The following is a 16,730-nucleotide window of genomic DNA, read 5'->3' as shown; positions in this document are numbered from 1 at the left end:
CCTCCTCCCATGGTCACGTTCTCGATAAGGATTATATCATCTGATAGAATTTTTTTAGTAGCGGAGGTGAAAGCATTGGAAAGAGTGTACGTGATAGGCCACAAGAATCCGGACACCGACAGCGTTTGCTCTGCGATAGGGTACGCGCACTTCAAAAACAATGTGGAAAAGGGAAAAACATTCATTCCAGCTCGAAGCGGCGATCTCACAAACGAATCCCTCTTCGTGCTCAAATATTTCGGAATGAATCCACCCCTCCACATTGAAACGCTCGAACCCACCGTTGAAGATCTCGAGCTGAAAAATCCCATTTTCGTCACTCCGGACACATCCGCCTACGATGTGGCCATGCTCATGGAAAGCAGAGGAATAAAAAACGTTCCGGTGGTTTCAAAGGAGAAAATGATAGGAGTGGTCACTGAAAGCAACATTGCTCGAGTCTACGTGAGGAGATTGAAGATAGAACCATTGGTTATACACCCGGTTCCGTTCGATCAGCTAGTCAGGATACTGAAAGCAGAGGTTGTCTGTGACTACATGAAAGAAAAAACCGTATCCGGAAAGGTTCACATAGCGGTGGATGCCCTTCATGTGCTCCTGGGAAAGATAGAGATAGGTGACGTGGTGATCGTGGGAGACAACGAACCGGCCCAGATCGCTCTTCTGGAAAAAGGAGCAAAACTCATGATAGTCGTGAACAACGCCCCAGTATCAAACAGAGTGCTTGAAATAGCAAAAGAAAAGAACGCCGCCGTTTTGAGAGTGAAGTTCGACGCGTTCAGCGCCGCAAAGCTCATAAACCTTTCACTCCCCGTGACCCTCGTGATGAGCAAGAAATTCCCCACGGTGACGAAGAAGGACACACTCGAGGAAGTAAAAGAGATCGTCTTCACCTCGAAGATAAGAGCAGCGTTCGTAGAAGACGAGAAAGGGCGGCTTTGTGGTGTTATAACTAGGACGGACCTGCTCAAAGATGTGAGGAAAAAGGTGATCCTTGTGGATCACAACGAGATCACCCAGGCACCGGAAGGAGTCGAGAAAGCGGAAATCCTCGAGATCATAGACCATCACAGGCTCGGTGGACTGAGCACTCTGAATCCCGTTTTCTTCTACAACGAACCCGTCGGAAGCACCTCAACAATAGTGGCAGAGTTCTTCTTGAAAAACGGTGTGAAGATGGAAAGGGAGATAGCCGGAATTCTGCTCTCGGGTATCGTTTCCGATACACTCTTCTTCAAACTCTCCACGACGACAGAGAAAGACAGGAAGATGGCGAATTTCCTGGCTGATGTTGCCAAACTCGATCTGGAAAAATTCGCGAAGAAACTGCTGAAGGAAGGGATGAAGATACCGGAAGACGTCGATCCCGCTGAACTGCTGAAGCGCGACGTGAAAGTCTACGAGATGGGAGAAGAATCCTTCGCCGTTTCTCAGATAATGACGTCGGACTTTTCAACACTTTTGAAAGAAAAGGAACGTTTCATGAACACACTGAAGACCCTCAAGGGAGAATTCGGTGTCAAACATTTCTTTGTGCTCTTCACGAATCCTGTGGAAGAAGCGAGTCTTCTGATGATGGATGGAGATCAAAAGTTAGTGGAAAAAGCCTTCAACGCGGAAAAGAAGGACGGTCTTTTTCTGTTGAAGGGGGTTATGTCCAGAAAGAAGGACTTCGTTCCCAAGATCGGTGAGGTGCTGAGAAGGGAGAGATGATTTTGGAAAGGTTCTTCGCGTGGCTCGTTGTGGTGTTCTGGGGGATCTCTTTTCTTGCCACCAAAGTGGTAGTTCAGGTTCTGGATCCGTTCTTTGCAGGTTTTCTGAGGTTCATCTTCGCTTTCTTTTTTCTTTTCCTCATATCCGGTGGAAGACCAAAGCTTTTCAATAAAAATATCGTGATGGCTGGTTTCTGGGGAGTGTTCAGCTATTTTGCGTTTGAGAATTCCGCCCTCATGTTCACAGAGCCCACCAACGCAGCAATCATAGTGTCTTCAGCTCCTGTATTCTTTCTCCTTTTCTCGCATCTCGTTCAGAAAAAGAAAACCACTTCGAAGATGTACCTGGGTGTGATCCTGTCCTTTCTCGGGGTGGCCCTCGTCGTTTTGAACGGCAGGTTCGTTCTGAAACTGAATCCCCTCGGAGACCTTCTCGCCTTCGGCGCGGCTCTGTCGTGGGTCTTTTACACTCACCACATAGAAAGTCTCGGGAGTCTCTCCTTCAGAGAAAACGCGGGGATCATGTTCTGGGGCGTCGTGTTCTTCCTTCCTTTCTCAGCCGGAAAGTTCCAGCAGATAAGAGAGATGAACTCAATCGTTGTGATTTCTCTTCTTTATCTGGGACTCGTCTGCTCGGGTCTTGCCTACTTTCTCTGGAACAAAGCAATAGAGAGACTGGGAAGCAGAACGACAACGAACATGATATACTACATACCAGTTGTAACGGCCGTGGCGGAACACCTGCTGAAACTGAAACTTCCCTCCGCTCTTCTTGTGGGAGGAGTTGTGCTTGTGGTGATTGGTCTTTTGATCTTCGAAAGGGAGGTTCATTATGAAACTGAGGATAGCACTCGTGGGATGCGGAAGGATCGGACAGAAGAAACACGTCCCAGCGCTGATTGAAACGCAGGACCTGTTCGAAACGGTGGCGGTGTGTGATCTCGTGGAAGAAAGGGCGAACCGCGCCGCCGAACATTTCGAAAAGTCGGGCTTGAGAAGACCCGAGACAATGACGAACTACAGAGAGCTCCTCAAAAGAGAAGACGTAGACGTGATCTCCATAGCCACCGAGAGCGGAAAACACTACCAGATCACCATGGAAGCGCTCGAAGCTGGAAAACACGTCCTCGTGGAAAAACCCATGGCCCTCTCGACAAAGCACATGAACGAGATGGTAGAACTCTCGAAACAAAAGAATCTAAAACTCGGTGTTTTCTTCCAGAACAGATTCAATCCACCCGTTCAGGAAGTGAGGAAAAAACTCGATTCGGGGGCGTTTGGAAAGATCTTCTACGCGTCTGTCGCCGTGAGGTGGAACAGAAACGAGGATTACTACAAACAGGCGAGCTGGAGAGGTACCTGGGAGATGGACGGCGGGGTCCTGATGAACCAGTCCACGCACGCCATAGATCTTCTTCAGTGGTTCCTCGGAGGAGAGATAGAGGAGATCTACGGGCACATAGCGAACACGAATCACCCGTACATAGAGGCGGAAGACGAAGGTTTCGCCATCGTGAAGTTCAAAGGCGGGAAGACGGGCCTGATAGAAGCAACGAGCAACGTGTTTCCGAGAAACTTAGAAGAGACACTCGCTATCTTCGGTGAGAAAGGAACGGTGGTTATCGGTGGAATCGCCGTCAACAGGATCCTCACCTGGAGATTCGAAGGAGAAGAGGGTCATCCGTTCATGAATCTACCGGATCCGGACACGGTGTACGGAGACAGTCACAAGTACGTGTACAGAGATTTCTACGAGGCCGTGACGAACGACAGGAAGCCTTACATCTCTGGAGAAGACGGCAAAAAAGCGGTGGAGATAGTTCTTGGAATATACAGGTCTTTCCTGGAAGGAAGACCGGTGAAGTACCCCTTCGACTTCTCCACAGAAGAGATGAAAGGAGTAAAGCTTCGATGAGAAAAAGGGCCGTTTATTTCATTCTGCTCTTCAACGCGTTCATATTCGTGATGATGACCTTTTCTGGTGTTTTCTCGACCAGGGATCCTGTTCTTCAGATGCTGCTTTTGTTGAGATACGGAGCTCAGTACGGTCCCAGAGTCGATGCGGGAGACTGGTTCAGGTTGATCACCGCTCTGTTCGTCCACGGAGGAATACTCCACATACTGTTCAATTCATACGCGCTTTACTACTTTGGCTTGATCGTGGAGGATATATACGGAACGGAGAAGTTCCTGGTCGGTTATTTCTTCACCGGAATCGTGGGTAATCTGGCAACGCACGTGTTCTACCACGACACGATCTCCGTCGGGGCTAGTGGTGCCATCTTTGGCCTCATCGGAATACTCTTCGCGGCGGGTTTTCGAAAGGACACTCCCTTCTTCATGAAACCTGTGACCGGCGTGTCTCTTCTTCCCATCATTCTGATCAACGTTGTGTACGGATTCCTTCCGGGAACGAACATCAACAACGCGGCTCATCTTGGAGGTTTCCTGTCTGGAATGCTTCTTGGATACACGATGAGCCCCTTCTCATGGAAAAGGAGGACCCTCTGGAGGGTCCTCGCGATAGCCGTCGTTTTACTCGTCGTTCTCTCTTACATCTTCCTGATCAGACAGATCCCGGAGATCGATGAAGCGATCAGAAGGTTCAAAGCAGGATGATCTTGTCTCTGTTTTCTTTCACGTCTTTTGTGATGTTTTTGGTGTCGAAGACCACGGGCGCGTTCTTCACAACGAAGTCGTAATCAACTCCGTTCTTGTGGGCGGTCGTGATCACCACGATGTCCACGCCTTTCAGGTACTCTTCAGTGAGTTCGACCCGTCGGTGAATCCTGTCTCCTCTCTTCACTTCCGGAACGTAAGGATCGAAGAATTCAACTACCGCTTTCTTCTTTTCGAGGTGGTCCCAGACCTTCAGCGCAGGCGACTCCCTCGTGTCGTCTATATCACCCTTGTACGCGACTCCAAGAAGAAGCACTTTCGAGCCGTTCAAAGGTTTCTTTCTCTCGTTCAGGATGTCCTGAACTCTCATCACCACGTACTCGGGCATGAAGTCGTTTATTTCACCGGCCATCTCCACGAGGTCGAGCCTCACGTCGTACTCCTTCGCTTTGTAAGCGAGGTAGAAGGGATCTATCGGGATGCAGTGCCCTCCCGCACCAGGTCCGGGATAGAAGGGCATGAATCCAAAGGGCTTTGTTGCAGCAGCGTCTATCACTTCCCAGATGTTGATTCCCATTCTTCGCGCGACGATGGCCACTTCGTTTATGAGGGAGATGTTGACCAGTCTGAAGGTGTTCTCGAGCACCTTCGCCATCTCCGCCGCCCTCGGTGAAGAGACGGTGTGAACGGGTGCCTCGAGCACGTTTTCATAGAGGATCTTCGCAAGCTCCGTGCATTTTTCCGTCACACCACCGACTACCTTCGGCGTGTTCTTCGTTTTGTAAATTTTGTTTCCGGGATCCACCCTTTCAGGACTGAAGGCGAGATAAAAATCCTTCCCGACTTTCAGCCCGGTGGATTCCAGGATGGGCAGGACGACCTCCTCGGTGGTTCCCGGGTAGGTGGTGCTCTCCAGCACAACAAGCATTTCTCTGTGGAGGTACTTTGCAATCTCCTTTGCAGTATTTATGACGTAGGTGAGGTCGGGTTCCTTGTACTTCCCGAGCGGTGTTGGAACGCATATCGTGACGACGTCGCAGTTCTTCATCTCAGAAAAATCTGTGGTGGCCCTGATCATACCTTTTTCCACGAGATCTTTGAGGTCTTCGTCGACCACGTCTCCTATGTAGTTTTCCCCGCGGTTCACCATGTCGACCCTCTTCTTCTGGATATCGAACCCCAGCACCCTGTATCCCGCTTTTGCCTTTTCAACGGCGAGCGGGAGTCCCACGTACCCGAGGCCGATCACTCCGAGAAGGGCCGTTTTGCTCAGAAGTTTTTCTTTCAACACAGTCTTTTCCTCCCCTCTTCGTAAATCAACTTACCAAGTAATTTTTTATCCGATTTTTCGAAGAATTTCAGCCAGCTTTCTACCTCTTCTTTACCGGCGTGTGCGATCGTGTACTGAACTACAGATTCTCTGATGCTTTCGAAATCCACTCTGAAGCCCTTGAGTAAGTTCTTCAGAATTTTCTCTTTTTTTCTCAGAACATCAACCGGTTCCATTTTTCTTCTTTCGAACTCCGTTCCCGGCTTTGGTATGAGCGGGTTGAAACTCATGTGGACCTCCCTGTATCCGAGCCGAACCGCGAGATCTCCGAGTTTCTTGAAGGCTTCAAGATCTTCCTCCGTTTCTTCTTCGAGTCCGTAGATGAAGTACATCTTCACCCTGTCAAAATCCAGTTTTCTTGCCAGTTTCAAGGCGTTTTCTATCTGCTCATCAGTGATGTCCTTTTTAAGGATGTCCCTGATTCGCTGCGATCCCGCCTCTGGGGCGATCGTAAAAGATCTCTGACCGGAGTCTTTGAGAGTCCTGAGCAGCCTTTCCGAGAGTCGATCCAGCCTCAGGGAAGAAACCGAGATCTTCAGTTGATATTTCTCCACTGTATCGAGGAGATCCTCGAGCCAGGGGTAATCGGTTATGGTGGCGCTTATGAGACCGTACTCACTGTACGGGGTGTTTTTCACCAGCTCTTCGAATCTTTCAGGTTTCACGAACCTTGCTGGCTTCAGATTCTTTCCAAATATGCAGAAAGCACAGCGCCTTATACATCCCCTTCCCACCTCGACCAGAAGTTTTCCAGGGAAAACTCCCCGCGATGGAACAACGCTGGAGTGAGGCAAAAAATCGTTCAGATCAACTCCTGTTGCTATTTCGCTGTGTTCTTTCAGAGAGGGAACTTCTACAGAGGGAATCCTGGAAAGAGAACTCAAGATTTCCTGCTTCGTTTCTCCTGTGAGGGCTTCCGTGAACAGATCCAGGTATTTTTCCAGCTCACCGTAGTAGACGGCATCCGCCACCGGAATGAGGAATTCCTCGTTCAAATAGGTGACCGCCCCGCCAATTATTATGAGAGGGTGATAATCTTCTCTTTCTTTCCAGGAAAGAGGAACGTCTTTTTTCTTCAGAATATCGAGGAGGTTTGAAAAGTCGTTTTCGAAGCTCACGGAGAAAAGCCATATAGGGAACTCATCTATAGGTGTCTGCGTTTCAAGGGAGTAGAACTTCTTGAAGGTCTCGTCGTAGAAGAATCTCTCACACCTGATCCTCGGATGGGAGTTGAGGAGCTTCTGGACGTAGTGAAAGGCGAGTCCAGAGGCTGCCACTTCGTAGCCGGAAGGAACAACAAGGGCGACTCGAACGTCGCCCTTTGTCTCCGTTTCTTCGATCTGTTTTTCACTCTCTTTGAATTTCAACACCTTCTCATATTCCAAAAAGTCTTGAGGTCTTCTCGGCCTTCTCAAGGGCTAACCTCCGGAGCTTTTCCCTGGGAACTATCGCTCTGACGAATTCAGCCTCCAGTATCTTTTCGTCACCGCTCATCACGATTCCTCTGAACTTCACCCTGTTTCCCACAACTCCAACCACCCTGACACCAACAGCAACTCTCGTTCCCGTTGGAACAGCCTTCACGTGTCTTGCCAGGGTCTCCACCACAACAGCCGTGTAATCGTTGGGAAGGTACCTGCTCAACAGCTCGTACGACACTCTGTGAACTACCCCTATCAGGGCTGAAGTCGCGACGAGATGGAGATCAAGCATCTCGATGTCTTCGTTCCACACCATAGTTTCATCGAGAGCCACGTCTTCCGTAAGCCTTTTCCCCTCAAGGAAATCAAAATCCATCATTCCACCACCTTTTCAAACTCCTCGGACAGTATCCGCCTCAGCTCGTCTCCCTCTATCGTTTCTTTCTCCAGCAGTATTTCCACGATGTTGTCCAGTTGCTTCCTGTATTTCCTTATTATCTCCTTCGCCCTCTCGTAGCAGTTCGTCACTATCTTTTTCACTTCTTCGTCGATTTTGCTCGCTACCTCTTCACTGTAGTTTCTGAGCCGTGTGATCTCTTTTCCAAGAAAGACTTCCTGCTCTTCCTTCCCCCAGGCGAGGGGTCCGAGCTCTTCGCTCATTCCCAGCTGACACACCATATTCCTCGCAATTTCCGTGGCCCTTTCTATATCGTTGGCTGCCCCACTCGTCACATCGCCAAAGACCACCTCTTCTGCTGCTCTACCTCCGAGTAGAGCTGTGAGTTTGTCGAGAAGTTCGTTCCTTGAAACAAGGTACTTATCCTCCTCAGGAAGATGAAGCGTGTATCCGAGGGCTTTGTATCCCCTGGGGATTATGGAAATTCTGTGAACGGGTTCCCCGTTTGGAACCACGGTGGATACCACGGCGTGTCCCGCCTCGTGGTACGCTATGATGCGCTTTTCCTTCGGGCTGATCAGCTTCGACTTTCTTGCGGGTCCGGCTATCACCCTGTCTATGGCTTCCTCGAAGTCCTTCATCGTGATTTTGTCTCTACCTTCCCTCGCCGCAAGAAGCGCCGCCTCGTTTACGAGGTTTTCCAGATCCGCCCCGACGAATCCCGGCGTTCTCTTCGCTATGATCTCCAGATTCACGTCTTCCGCGAGCGGTTTGTTTCTCGTGTGAATCTCGAGTATCTTCTTTCTTCCGAGCATGTCAGGTGGATCGACCACGATTTTCTTGTCGAACCTTCCGGGCCTCAAAAGTGCAGGGTCCAGGATATCGGGCCTGTTTGTGGCCGCCATGACTATGATGCCCTCTTTCGAATCGAATCCATCCATCTCCACGAGAAGCTGGTTCAGGGTCTGCTCTCTTTCATCGTGTCCTCCTCCAAGTCCCGCTCCCCTGTGTCTTCCAACGGCATCGATCTCATCGATGAAGACGATACATGGAGCGTGAGCCTTCGCCTGTGCAAACAGATCTCTCACCCTCGCGGCACCGACTCCGACAAAGAGCTCCACGAAGTCAGAACCGCTGATGTGGAAGAACGGCACGTTCGCTTCGCCCGCAACTGCCCTCGCAAGGAGCGTTTTACCGGTACCTGGAGGCCCTACAAGGAGGATCCCCTTGGGCATCCTTGCGCCGATCCTGTTGAATTTAGAGGGATCTTTCAGAAATTCAACTACCTCTTTGAGTTCCTCTATGGCTTCTTCCGCTCCTCCAACGTCCTTGAAGGTGACCCTCTTGTTCCCAGAGGGTTTGTACATTGTTGCCCTGCTCTTTGTGAACGTGAACGCCTGATTGTTCCTTCCAGAGAGGCTCCTCATGATGAAGAGCCACACGACAATGAAGAGTATCGTCGGTATGAGAGTGCCGAGGACGTTTATCCAGAAGGAGCTGCTTCCGCTTCTCTCTCCCGAGACTTTTATTCCCTTTGAAACCAGTTTTTCTATGAGCTGCGAATCGTTCACGGCCCACGGAGCGTCCACTTCGTAAACTCTACCGTCTTTGGTGTAAACTCTCAGTACTCCGTCGTCCCTGATCACAACTTCTGAGACCACGCTTCTTTCGTCCTCGACCATCTGAACAAAACTCGTGTAGCTAAGCTTAGACACAGGTGAGTTTTCGACGTAGAAAAATCTGGCGAGCCAGAAAAGTGTGACTATTATGAGTATCGTGAACAGTAGATTCCAGATGTTAGACCTGTTCAAAATATGTACCTCCTTTCACATAACCGACAGGGTATTCCAGAAGTTCCACAACCACATCTTCTGGCAAAAAGTCTGATCGGGCGATCCCCGGAACCCAGAGAACCCGATCTTCTTCATCGACGAGGAGAGGAACCCTGTCTCTGTAAAAAGTTGGGACTTTTTTCTCGATGAAAACATCCTTCAGCTTTCTCTCCCTGCCGTTGACTATTATTCTATCACCTTCTTTTCTGTTTCTGACCCAAAATTTCATATCGTTTCTGTTATTCACCACTCTTATTTTAAACCCTTCCATCTCCAACATGTCACCTTTCACTTCAACACGGTATTTTTTCTTGAAAACTGTCTTCCCCACAGCTACATAACCGAAAGATCGTTCCACGAAAATTCCGCTCCAGAGCTCTACTCTCTTCGACTTCAAGGTTCCGATCAGTTTTTCATACTCTGGTACCCTTCCGTACATCTCTTTCAACACCCATCTTGTGACTTCGAGGAAAAGAAAAAGATCTTCCGGCTCAACGAACACGGCGTAGTCTTTGTAGAAATAGACATTCCTCTCAACAAAGTCCTGCACAGTTCTTTCAACGAAATTTCTCAGCAAATGGGTGACAGAAACCAGTCTATAGACGGCATCCTCCACAGTTGGGTTCAATTCTTTCATGAGAGGGACTATTCTGTGTCTGATGAAATTTCTCGTGTATTTGACGTTGTAGTTGGTCTCGTCAACAACGTAAGGAACATTGTTCTTTCTGGCGTACTCTTCTATTTCACTCCTTTTGAAGACAAGAAAAGGTCTGATGAACTCTTCTCTTTTAGGAGAGATGCAGGCAAGACCAAGGGGGCCTGTTCCTCTTATCAGCCTGTGAACGACCGTTTCCAGAAGGTCGTTTTTGTGATGTGCGAGGGCGATTTTCGAGGCTCCGACTTTCTTTGCCGTTCTTTTCAGAAAATCGTATCTCACCTCTCTTGCGATCTCTTCCAATGTCTTTCCCGAATCTTTCCAGAGAGAAGGAACATCCACCTCTGACGTTTCTACAGGTATGTTCCACTGGCGACAGATCCTTTCCACGAACTCCCTGTCTCTTCTGGAAGACTCTCTTATCCTGTGATCGAGGTGAGCCGCTGTGATCTTGATCTTCAAAAGGGGGGAGAATTTTCTCAGAACGTACAGGAGGGTCATCGAATCTATTCCGCCGGAGACTGCAACAAGCACATGTTCTCCTTCTTCAAGCAACCTTTCTTCCTTCAAAAAGCTCAGAAATCTTTCTTCAAATTCGTCGGAAATGCTTCACACCCCTCCATTAAAAAGAAATGGAGCCAGCGGTGGGACTCGAACCCACAACCTGCGCATTACGAATGCGCCGCTCTGCCGGTTGAGCTACGCTGGCCTCCCTCTGGTTTCTATTTTACCAGCCGCACAGGAATTTTCAAGACCTCCTGGGTTGTATAATATCCAAAAAGACCGGGAGGGAAGATCATGACAATCGGTATCGTCGGTGTTGGTAACATGGGTTCGATCTTCGCAGAGAAATTTTCGAAGGAGGCCGAAAGGATTCTCCTTGTTGAAAAGGACAGTGAAAAACTCTCTCGATTCAATGCTCCTCCATACGAAATTGCCGATCTGGAAAAAGTTCGTGAGGCAGATCTGATAGTCCTCGCAGTCAAACCTCAGGACGCTCCCATCGTGCTTAGCGCATTGAAAGGTTTCGACGGAATCCTGCTCTCGATAGTTGCCGGCTTGAAAATCGAAGAGATAAGAAAGTACGGTATTCACAAGGTGGCAAGGATTATGCCGAACGTTGCTGTGAGAGTGGGAGAAGGGGTGCTCGCCACCGCCTTCAGCGCTGATATGAGCCTTGAAGAAAGAGAACTCGTCAAATCACTCCTTGAGAAACTCGGTTTCGTCGTTGAAATAGAGGAAAAGCTCTTCTCAGCCGTCACTGCCCTCACCGGAAGTGGCCCCGCTTTCATCTTCGTCGTGGTGGAGGCGTTTCTCGACGCTGCGCTGAAGATGGGCATCCCACTCGACACGGCGAAAGAACTTGTTTATAGGCTCTTCAAAGGTTCCGCGGAGCTTTTAACAGAGACGGGCGAACACCCGGCTCTGTGGAAACACAGGGTGAGTTCTCCAGCCGGAACAACCATAGAAGGACTCATCACAATGGAGAGGTTCGCTGTGAGAAGCGGTGTCATAGAATCTCTGATCTCTTCTTACAGAAGAGCGCTCGAACTGGAGGAAAAGTGAATGTTTCCACGAAAGGAACTCCTGAAAGACGGTTCTCTGCTCCTGATAAGAGAAGCCAGCATCTGGGACGCAAGAAGAATCGTAGAGTACCTGAAAGAAGTAACATCGGAAACGGATTTTCTGATCACCCGCCCGGACGAGGTTTACGATGTTTCCACGGAAAGGAACTACATAAGAATGTACAGAAGCAACCCTGGAAAGCTCATGATAGTGGGCGAGATCAACAGAGAAATCGTTTCTCTGCTGACCTTCACGGGGTTCGGAAGAAAGAGGACGAAGCACGTGGGAGAAATAGGTATAAGCGTGAAGAAGAGATACTGGAACATTGGAATCGGAACCAGAATGATCACAAGCGCCATAGAATGGGCACGCAGGAATGGTTTCATAAGGATCCAGCTCGAAGTTCTGAAGTCGAACGAAAGGGCTATAAGCCTTTACAGAAAACTCGGCTTCGAACTCGAGGGAATAAAGAGAAAGGCCGTCAGAAGAGATGACGGCTCCTTTGAGGATGTGCTCGTTATGGCGCTTCTTCTGGATTAGAAAAGCGTGAACTGTTCCGTCTCTGGAAGGTCCCCGAGAACACCCAGGCTTTTCATCAGCTCTATGTGATTTTTGTTGACCTTGGTCCTCTTCATGAGATCTTCCACCGAAGTGAACGGCTTTTCTTCCCTGGCTCTGATTATCGACTCGGCAACGCTGTCACCCAGTCCTGGAAGTTTGTTGAACGGAATTCTCAGCGAGTTTCCTTCTATCAGAAATTTCTTCGCGTCGGATTTGAAGATGTCGGGCGGTAGGAAGGAAAAACCTCTCAGTATCATTTCCAGGGCAACCTCCAGAACACTCACTTCGTTTTTCTTCTGGGCGTCTTTGGCAGGCATCGCTTTGAGTTCTCTCAAGCGCCTCTTTATGGCTTCTTTTCCCCTGAGTACGAGAACCGGATCGAACTGATCACCTTTTATCGTGAAGTACGCCGCGTAAAACTGAAGAGGATAGTGAACCTTGAAGTAAGCAATTCTGAAGGCCATACTCACGTAAGCCACAGCGTGAGCTTTCGGGAAGAGATATTTGATCCTTTTACAGGATTCGATGAACCATTCTGGAACCTTCAGCCTTCTCATCTCGCTCTCCATCTCTTCTGTGATACCCTTTCCCTTCCTGACGTTTTCCATGATCTTGAAGGCAAGTGACGGTTCCATTCCTTTGTGTATGAGGAAGTTCATGATGTCGTCCCTACACGAGATAACCTCGGAGAGCTTGGCGTAGCCGAGGTTTATCCAATCACGTGCGTTGTTCAACCAGACGTCCGTACCGTGTGACAGTCCTGAGATTCTCACAAGCTCGGCGAAACTCTTTGGTCTCGTTTCAACGAGCATTCCCCTCACAAACTCGGTTCCGAACTCCGGAATTCCGTACGTTCCCACATCGCTTTCCAGCTCAACGGGATCCACACCAAGAGGCTTCACAGAACTGAATATGGCGAGCGTATCGGGGTCATCCATGGGAATCGTCATGGGATCGATTCCGGTGAGGTCCTTGAGCATCTTGATGAAAGTGGGATCATCGTGGCCGAGCGCATCTATCTTCACCAGGTCATCATGGATCGTCTCGTATGCGAAGTGCGTGGTGAACACACCTGCGTTTCTATCGTTGGCTGGATACTGTATGGGAGTGAAATCGTAGACTTCTTTGTCTTTCGGTATGATCATGAGCCCCCCTGGGTGCTGACCCGTCGTTCTCTTCACTCCCGTGATCATGGAAACGAGTCTTTCCATTTCCGCCTTTCTGAGCTTCTTTCCGGTTTTCTCTTCGTAGCTTCTCACGTAACCCACCGCACTTCTTTCCGCGATGGTGTTTATGGTTCCCGCCCTATAGACGTGGTCTTTACCGAAGAGTTCTTCCACAAAACGATGAGCACGTTCCTGATACTCTCCTGAGAAGTTGAGATCTATGTCGGGGACCTTGTCACCCTCGAACCCCATGAACGTTTCAAACGGTATGCCGTGGCCGTCTTTTCTGAGAGGAGCCCCACATCTTGGACAGTTCTTGTTGGGAAGGTCGTAACCCGCTCCGTATCTGTCGTCTTCGACAACTTCAAAGTATTTGCACTCTGGACACCTGTAATGTGGTGGTAGGGGATTCACCTCTGTTATTCCGAGGAGATTGGCCACGAGTGAAGACCCGACGGATCCTCTGGATCCAACCACGTAACCATCGCTCATAGATTTCTGAACGAGCTCCTGAGCGATGAGATAGAGAACGGCGTATCCATGATTTATGATGGCGTTCAGTTCCTTTTCCACACGCTTCTGGACGATTTCGGGAAGCGGATCACCGTAGATCTCGTACGCCCGCTTCATGGTGAGGTTTCTCACTATTTCATCGGCGTTCTCTATGATCGGCGGGTGAAGTTTTTTCTCGAGCGGCTGCACTTCCTCGATCATATCGGCTATTCTGTTGGGATTCTCTATCACGACTTCCCTCGCGATCTCTTCATCTTCGAATATCTCTATCGCCTTCTCGAGCATTTCTTCGGTCGTTCTGAGGTAGAGTGCGGGCTGATTCTCGAAGTTTCTGTTTCCCTGAGGTGCCAGAAGTGCAGCTCTGCCCCTGGCATCTTCGGGATCGAGGAAATGAACATCACCGGTCATGACGACGAACTTGTTCAATTTTTTCGCTATTCTGTAGAGTTTTCGGTACACTTCTTTCAGTCTTTCTCTGTCTAGGTCTTCTTCATCTTCGGCTATAACGTCGAGCGGCATGACTTCTATGTAGTCGTAGAACTTCGCGATCTCTTCGAGTTCTGAATCACTCGCTCCTTCGAGGGCGGCACGTCCGAGCTCACCGGAGATACACGCGCTACCCACGAGCAGTCCTTCTCTGTTCTCGATGAGCTCACTTTTGAGGATCCTCGGAACACCGTAGAAGTACTTTATATAGGAATCAGAAACCAGTTTGTATAGGTTTTTCAATCCCTTTTTGTTCTGAACGAGGATCGTGCAGTGGAAGGGTTTCAACGCGGTGTAGTCTATCGTATCCTTCAACTTCTCCATTTCTGAAAGCTTCGTGATACCGATCTTCTTCATCATCTCAACGAACCTGAGGAAAACCTGAGCGGTGACCCTCGCGTCATCCAGGGCCCTGTGGTGCCGGAAGGGACCCAATCCGAGCTTTTCCACAACGGAATCCAGAGAGTAGCTTCTCAGTTTGAGAAGGGACTTTGCGAGGGCGAGCGTATCTATGTAGGGTCTTTCCCAGTCCAATCCCATCACTTTTTTGATCCACAGCCTCAGAAATCTGTAGTCGAAGTTGGCGTTGTGTGCTACGATGATGGAATCTTCCAGAAAACCGAGGAACTCCGGCAGAACTTCCTCGATGCTTCTCTTGTTTTCCAGCATCTCTTGAGTGATTCCGGTGATCTCCGAACTTTTTCTTGAGATCTCCCTGGAAGGCTTTATGAGAGTGTGGTACTCGTCCACTATCTGGCCACCCTGTATCTTCACCGCTCCTATCTCGATGATCTCATCCACCTGCGGGTCGAGACCCGTCGTCTCGAAGTCGAGGACGACGAACGTGGCATCTCCAAACGTCGAATCGTCGGAGAGATTCCTTATGACGGGCTCCACGTCACTCACCAGATACGCTTCGATACCGAAAATGGGCTTTATTCCAGCTTCTTTCGCCGCGTCGTAGAAGTAAGGTATGGCCTGAACGTTCCCATGATCCGTGAGGGCTATCGCGGGAAAGCCCCATTCCTTGGCTCGTTTCACATATTCGTTCACATCTGTTATTGCGTCCTGATCGCTGAACTTGGTATGGGCGTGGAGCTCCACCCTCTTAACCGGAGATTTGTCCATCCTTTTCGCTTCGGGAAGTTTTGTGATTCCCTTCACGTAAAGGGTGGGCTCCCCGTTTTCGAGAAGGAGGTCTCCTGTGGCAACGATCACGTCTCCCACCGATACTTTCCCTTCGACCTTTTCAACGTCGTTGAAGACTTTGCAGATCAGAGAATCTTCTCCGTCTGTCAGGTAAATCAGAAGGACCGTTCTTTTCCCCTCGATCTTCTCTATTTTGAAGATCTTGCCCTTCACCGATGTCTTTTTGTTGTACTCAAAGATTTTTGAGGGGGTGAAGACGATCTTTCTGGGTTTCTGTCCAAAGATGTGGTTTTCATCCTCGATCTTCAATTCTTCACCCTTTGGTTCTTCTCTCTTTTCTGGTTGTGGTACTTCCTTTTTCAAAAGATCTTCCGGAGGCTCCACAACCTCCAGCATGATCTCTGTTCCGGGAGGCAGCAGTTCATCGAGCTGTTTTTTCGTGCTTCTGAGTTTGGAGGCGATCCTGTCCCGCGCGAAATCTCCAAGCACTTTCAGAATCAGCCTGTTTCCTTCGAAAACAACATCTTTTATGTAAGGCACATTACCGTTGAGAAGGGAAAGTATCTTTCCCCTTAGATCCCCGTTACTTTTTTGAACACCGTTCACGATGACTCGAAACCGCGTCTTCTTCTCCAGTAAACGCACAAGGTCTTCTATCTCTTCGGAGAATTTTTCCACGGAAACGAGAACCACACCTGCATCGGGATCTATTTCCAGGCTTTTAAACGAGACATTTTTCCACTTCAAATTTTCAATCTTTTTCATGTGTTACCCTCCTTGCTCTGCTCTGAAGGGCGTGACACCAGGCGATGGCGAGTGCATCCGCTGCATCGTCGGGTCTGGGAATCTCCGAAAGGTTCAGAAAACGCTTTACGTTCTCCTGAATCTGTTTCTTGCTTGCCCTTCCATACCCCGACAGCGAAACCTTCACTTCGTTCGGCGCGTATTCAAAGACAGGTATGTTTTTTTCCGCGAGAGCGAGAAAAAGCACACCACGTGCCTCCCCCACACCTATGGCCGTGGTAACGTTTTTCACAAAGAACAGCTTTTCCATGGCGCATTCGTCTGGAGAGAAACGTTCAAGAACTTTCAAAAACTCCTCGTAGATTCGCTTCAACCTCTTTTCCGCTGGAAGATTTTTGGGAGTCTCTATCGTTCCGTGGAAAACGTGAGAGATTCTGTTTCCAGATACTTCAATGATGCCTATTCCTACAATTCCGTAGCCGGGATCTACCCCAAGGATCCTCAAGGAACCCAACCTCCATTATACTGTTCACATATTTTCGTTTTCTATACCCTATGTTTAAGAGAAGGGTGTTTTTT

13 protein-coding genes and 1 tRNA gene are annotated in these 16,730 nt (G+C 49.1%); 6 read left to right on the top strand and 8 right to left on the bottom strand.

What is annotated here, in order from left to right; genetic code table 11:
- The first annotated feature begins 75 nt into the window (after nt 1-75).
- From TM_RS03025 to TM_RS03010, 4 genes are read left to right on the top strand one after another with little or no spacing between them, the layout of a single operon-like run.
- Complete coding sequence (locus TM_RS03025; protein ID WP_004081270.1) at nt 76-1,713, top strand: putative manganese-dependent inorganic diphosphatase; 1,638 nt, start codon at nt 76-78, stop codon at nt 1,711-1,713.
- Nucleotides 1,710-2,615: a DMT family transporter gene (locus TM_RS03020; RefSeq protein ID WP_004081271.1), complete on the top strand. Its 906-nt coding sequence runs from the start codon at nt 1,710-1,712 to the stop codon at nt 2,613-2,615. The genes TM_RS03025 and TM_RS03020 overlap by 4 nt, the downstream gene beginning before the upstream one ends.
- Nucleotides 2,545-3,627 (top strand): Gfo/Idh/MocA family protein, encoded by a 1,083-nt coding sequence (locus TM_RS03015; RefSeq protein ID WP_008192388.1) that lies wholly within the window; start codon nt 2,545-2,547, stop codon nt 3,625-3,627. Before TM_RS03020 ends, TM_RS03015 begins: the two co-directional genes overlap by 71 nt.
- Nucleotides 3,624-4,331 carry a rhomboid family intramembrane serine protease gene (locus tag TM_RS03010; protein ID WP_004081273.1) on the top strand — a complete coding sequence of 236 codons (708 nt, stop codon included), beginning with the start codon at nt 3,624-3,626 and terminating at the stop codon, nt 4,329-4,331. Before TM_RS03015 ends, TM_RS03010 begins: the two co-directional genes overlap by 4 nt.
- Here the strand turns inward: TM_RS03010 and TM_RS03005 are convergent.
- The 6 genes from TM_RS03005 to TM_RS02980 all read right to left on the bottom strand — a co-directional run bounded on the left by TM_RS03005 (nt 4,318) and on the right by TM_RS02980 (nt 10,675).
- Nucleotides 4,318-5,622, bottom strand: coding sequence for a nucleotide sugar dehydrogenase (locus TM_RS03005; RefSeq protein ID WP_004081274.1), 1,305 nt, complete (start codon nt 5,620-5,622; stop codon nt 4,318-4,320). The genes TM_RS03010 and TM_RS03005 overlap by 14 nt on opposite strands.
- Nucleotides 5,616-7,076, bottom strand: coding sequence for a B12-binding domain-containing radical SAM protein (locus TM_RS03000; RefSeq protein ID WP_004081275.1), 1,461 nt, complete (start codon nt 7,074-7,076; stop codon nt 5,616-5,618). The genes TM_RS03005 and TM_RS03000 overlap by 7 nt, the downstream gene beginning before the upstream one ends.
- Nucleotides 7,036-7,461, bottom strand: coding sequence for a thioesterase family protein (locus TM_RS02995; RefSeq protein WP_010865152.1), 426 nt, complete (start codon nt 7,459-7,461; stop codon nt 7,036-7,038). Before TM_RS02995 ends, TM_RS03000 begins: the two co-directional genes overlap by 41 nt.
- The gene (gene ftsH, locus TM_RS02990; RefSeq protein ID WP_004081278.1) at nt 7,458-9,290 is read right to left on the bottom strand and encodes an ATP-dependent zinc metalloprotease FtsH; all 1,833 of its coding nucleotides are present in this window, start codon (nt 9,288-9,290) and stop codon (nt 7,458-7,460) included. The genes TM_RS02995 and ftsH overlap by 4 nt, the downstream gene beginning before the upstream one ends.
- Nucleotides 9,277-10,521, bottom strand: a complete 1,245-nt coding sequence (gene tilS / locus TM_RS02985) for a tRNA lysidine(34) synthetase TilS (RefSeq protein WP_010865151.1) — start codon at nt 10,519-10,521, stop codon at nt 9,277-9,279. Before tilS ends, ftsH begins: the two co-directional genes overlap by 14 nt.
- A 78-nt stretch (nt 10,522-10,599) precedes the next feature.
- Nucleotides 10,600-10,675: transfer RNA gene (locus TM_RS02980), tRNA-Thr, on the bottom strand.
- 89 nt (nt 10,676-10,764) lie between these two features.
- Here TM_RS02980 and proC point away from each other — a divergent pair.
- Entirely contained in the window at nt 10,765-11,532 is a 768-nt protein-coding gene (gene proC / locus TM_RS02975; RefSeq protein ID WP_004081281.1) for a pyrroline-5-carboxylate reductase, read from the top strand.
- Nucleotides 11,533-12,072, top strand: coding sequence for a GNAT family N-acetyltransferase (locus TM_RS02970; protein ID WP_004081283.1), 540 nt, complete (start codon nt 11,533-11,535; stop codon nt 12,070-12,072). It abuts the gene before it with no gap.
- On the opposite strand, the gene polC is transcribed toward TM_RS02970, so the two are convergent.
- Together polC and ruvC are read right to left on the bottom strand one after the other, a co-directional pair.
- On the bottom strand, nt 12,069-16,172 hold the full coding sequence (polC, locus tag TM_RS02965) for a DNA polymerase III subunit alpha (RefSeq protein WP_004081285.1): 4,104 nt from the start codon (nt 16,170-16,172) through the stop codon (nt 12,069-12,071). The two genes, TM_RS02970 and polC, sit on opposite strands and share 4 nt — an antisense overlap.
- The gene (gene ruvC / locus TM_RS02960; protein WP_004081287.1) at nt 16,159-16,656 is read right to left on the bottom strand and encodes a crossover junction endodeoxyribonuclease RuvC; all 498 of its coding nucleotides are present in this window, start codon (nt 16,654-16,656) and stop codon (nt 16,159-16,161) included. Before ruvC ends, polC begins: the two co-directional genes overlap by 14 nt.
- Nucleotides 16,657-16,730: the final 74 nt, after the last annotated feature.

This window comes from Thermotoga maritima MSB8 (genome assembly GCF_000008545.1).
Lineage (GTDB): Bacteria > Thermotogota > Thermotogae > Thermotogales > Thermotogaceae > Thermotoga > Thermotoga maritima.
The sequence above is the reverse complement of the archived record's forward strand: the minus strand, read 5'-3'. Positions and strand labels throughout refer to the sequence as shown.

Excerpts from the sequence above, each read along its gene's own strand:
- proC (WP_004081281.1), top strand. The coding sequence starts at position 10,765 with ATGACAATCGGTATCGTCGGTGTTGGTAACATGGGTTCGATCTTCGCA.
- TM_RS02970 (WP_004081283.1), top strand. The coding sequence starts at position 11,533 with ATGTTTCCACGAAAGGAACTCCTGAAAGACGGTTCTCTGCTCCTGATA.
- TM_RS03010 (WP_004081273.1), top strand. The coding sequence starts at position 3,624 with ATGAGAAAAAGGGCCGTTTATTTCATTCTGCTCTTCAACGCGTTCATA.
- TM_RS03020 (WP_004081271.1), top strand. The coding sequence starts at position 1,710 with ATGATTTTGGAAAGGTTCTTCGCGTGGCTCGTTGTGGTGTTCTGGGGG.
- polC (WP_004081285.1), bottom strand. The coding sequence starts at position 16,172 with ATGAAAAAGATTGAAAATTTGAAGTGGAAAAATGTCTCGTTTAAAAGC.
- TM_RS03015 (WP_008192388.1), top strand. The coding sequence starts at position 2,545 with ATGAAACTGAGGATAGCACTCGTGGGATGCGGAAGGATCGGACAGAAG.
- TM_RS02995 (WP_010865152.1), bottom strand. The coding sequence starts at position 7,461 with ATGATGGATTTTGATTTCCTTGAGGGGAAAAGGCTTACGGAAGACGTG.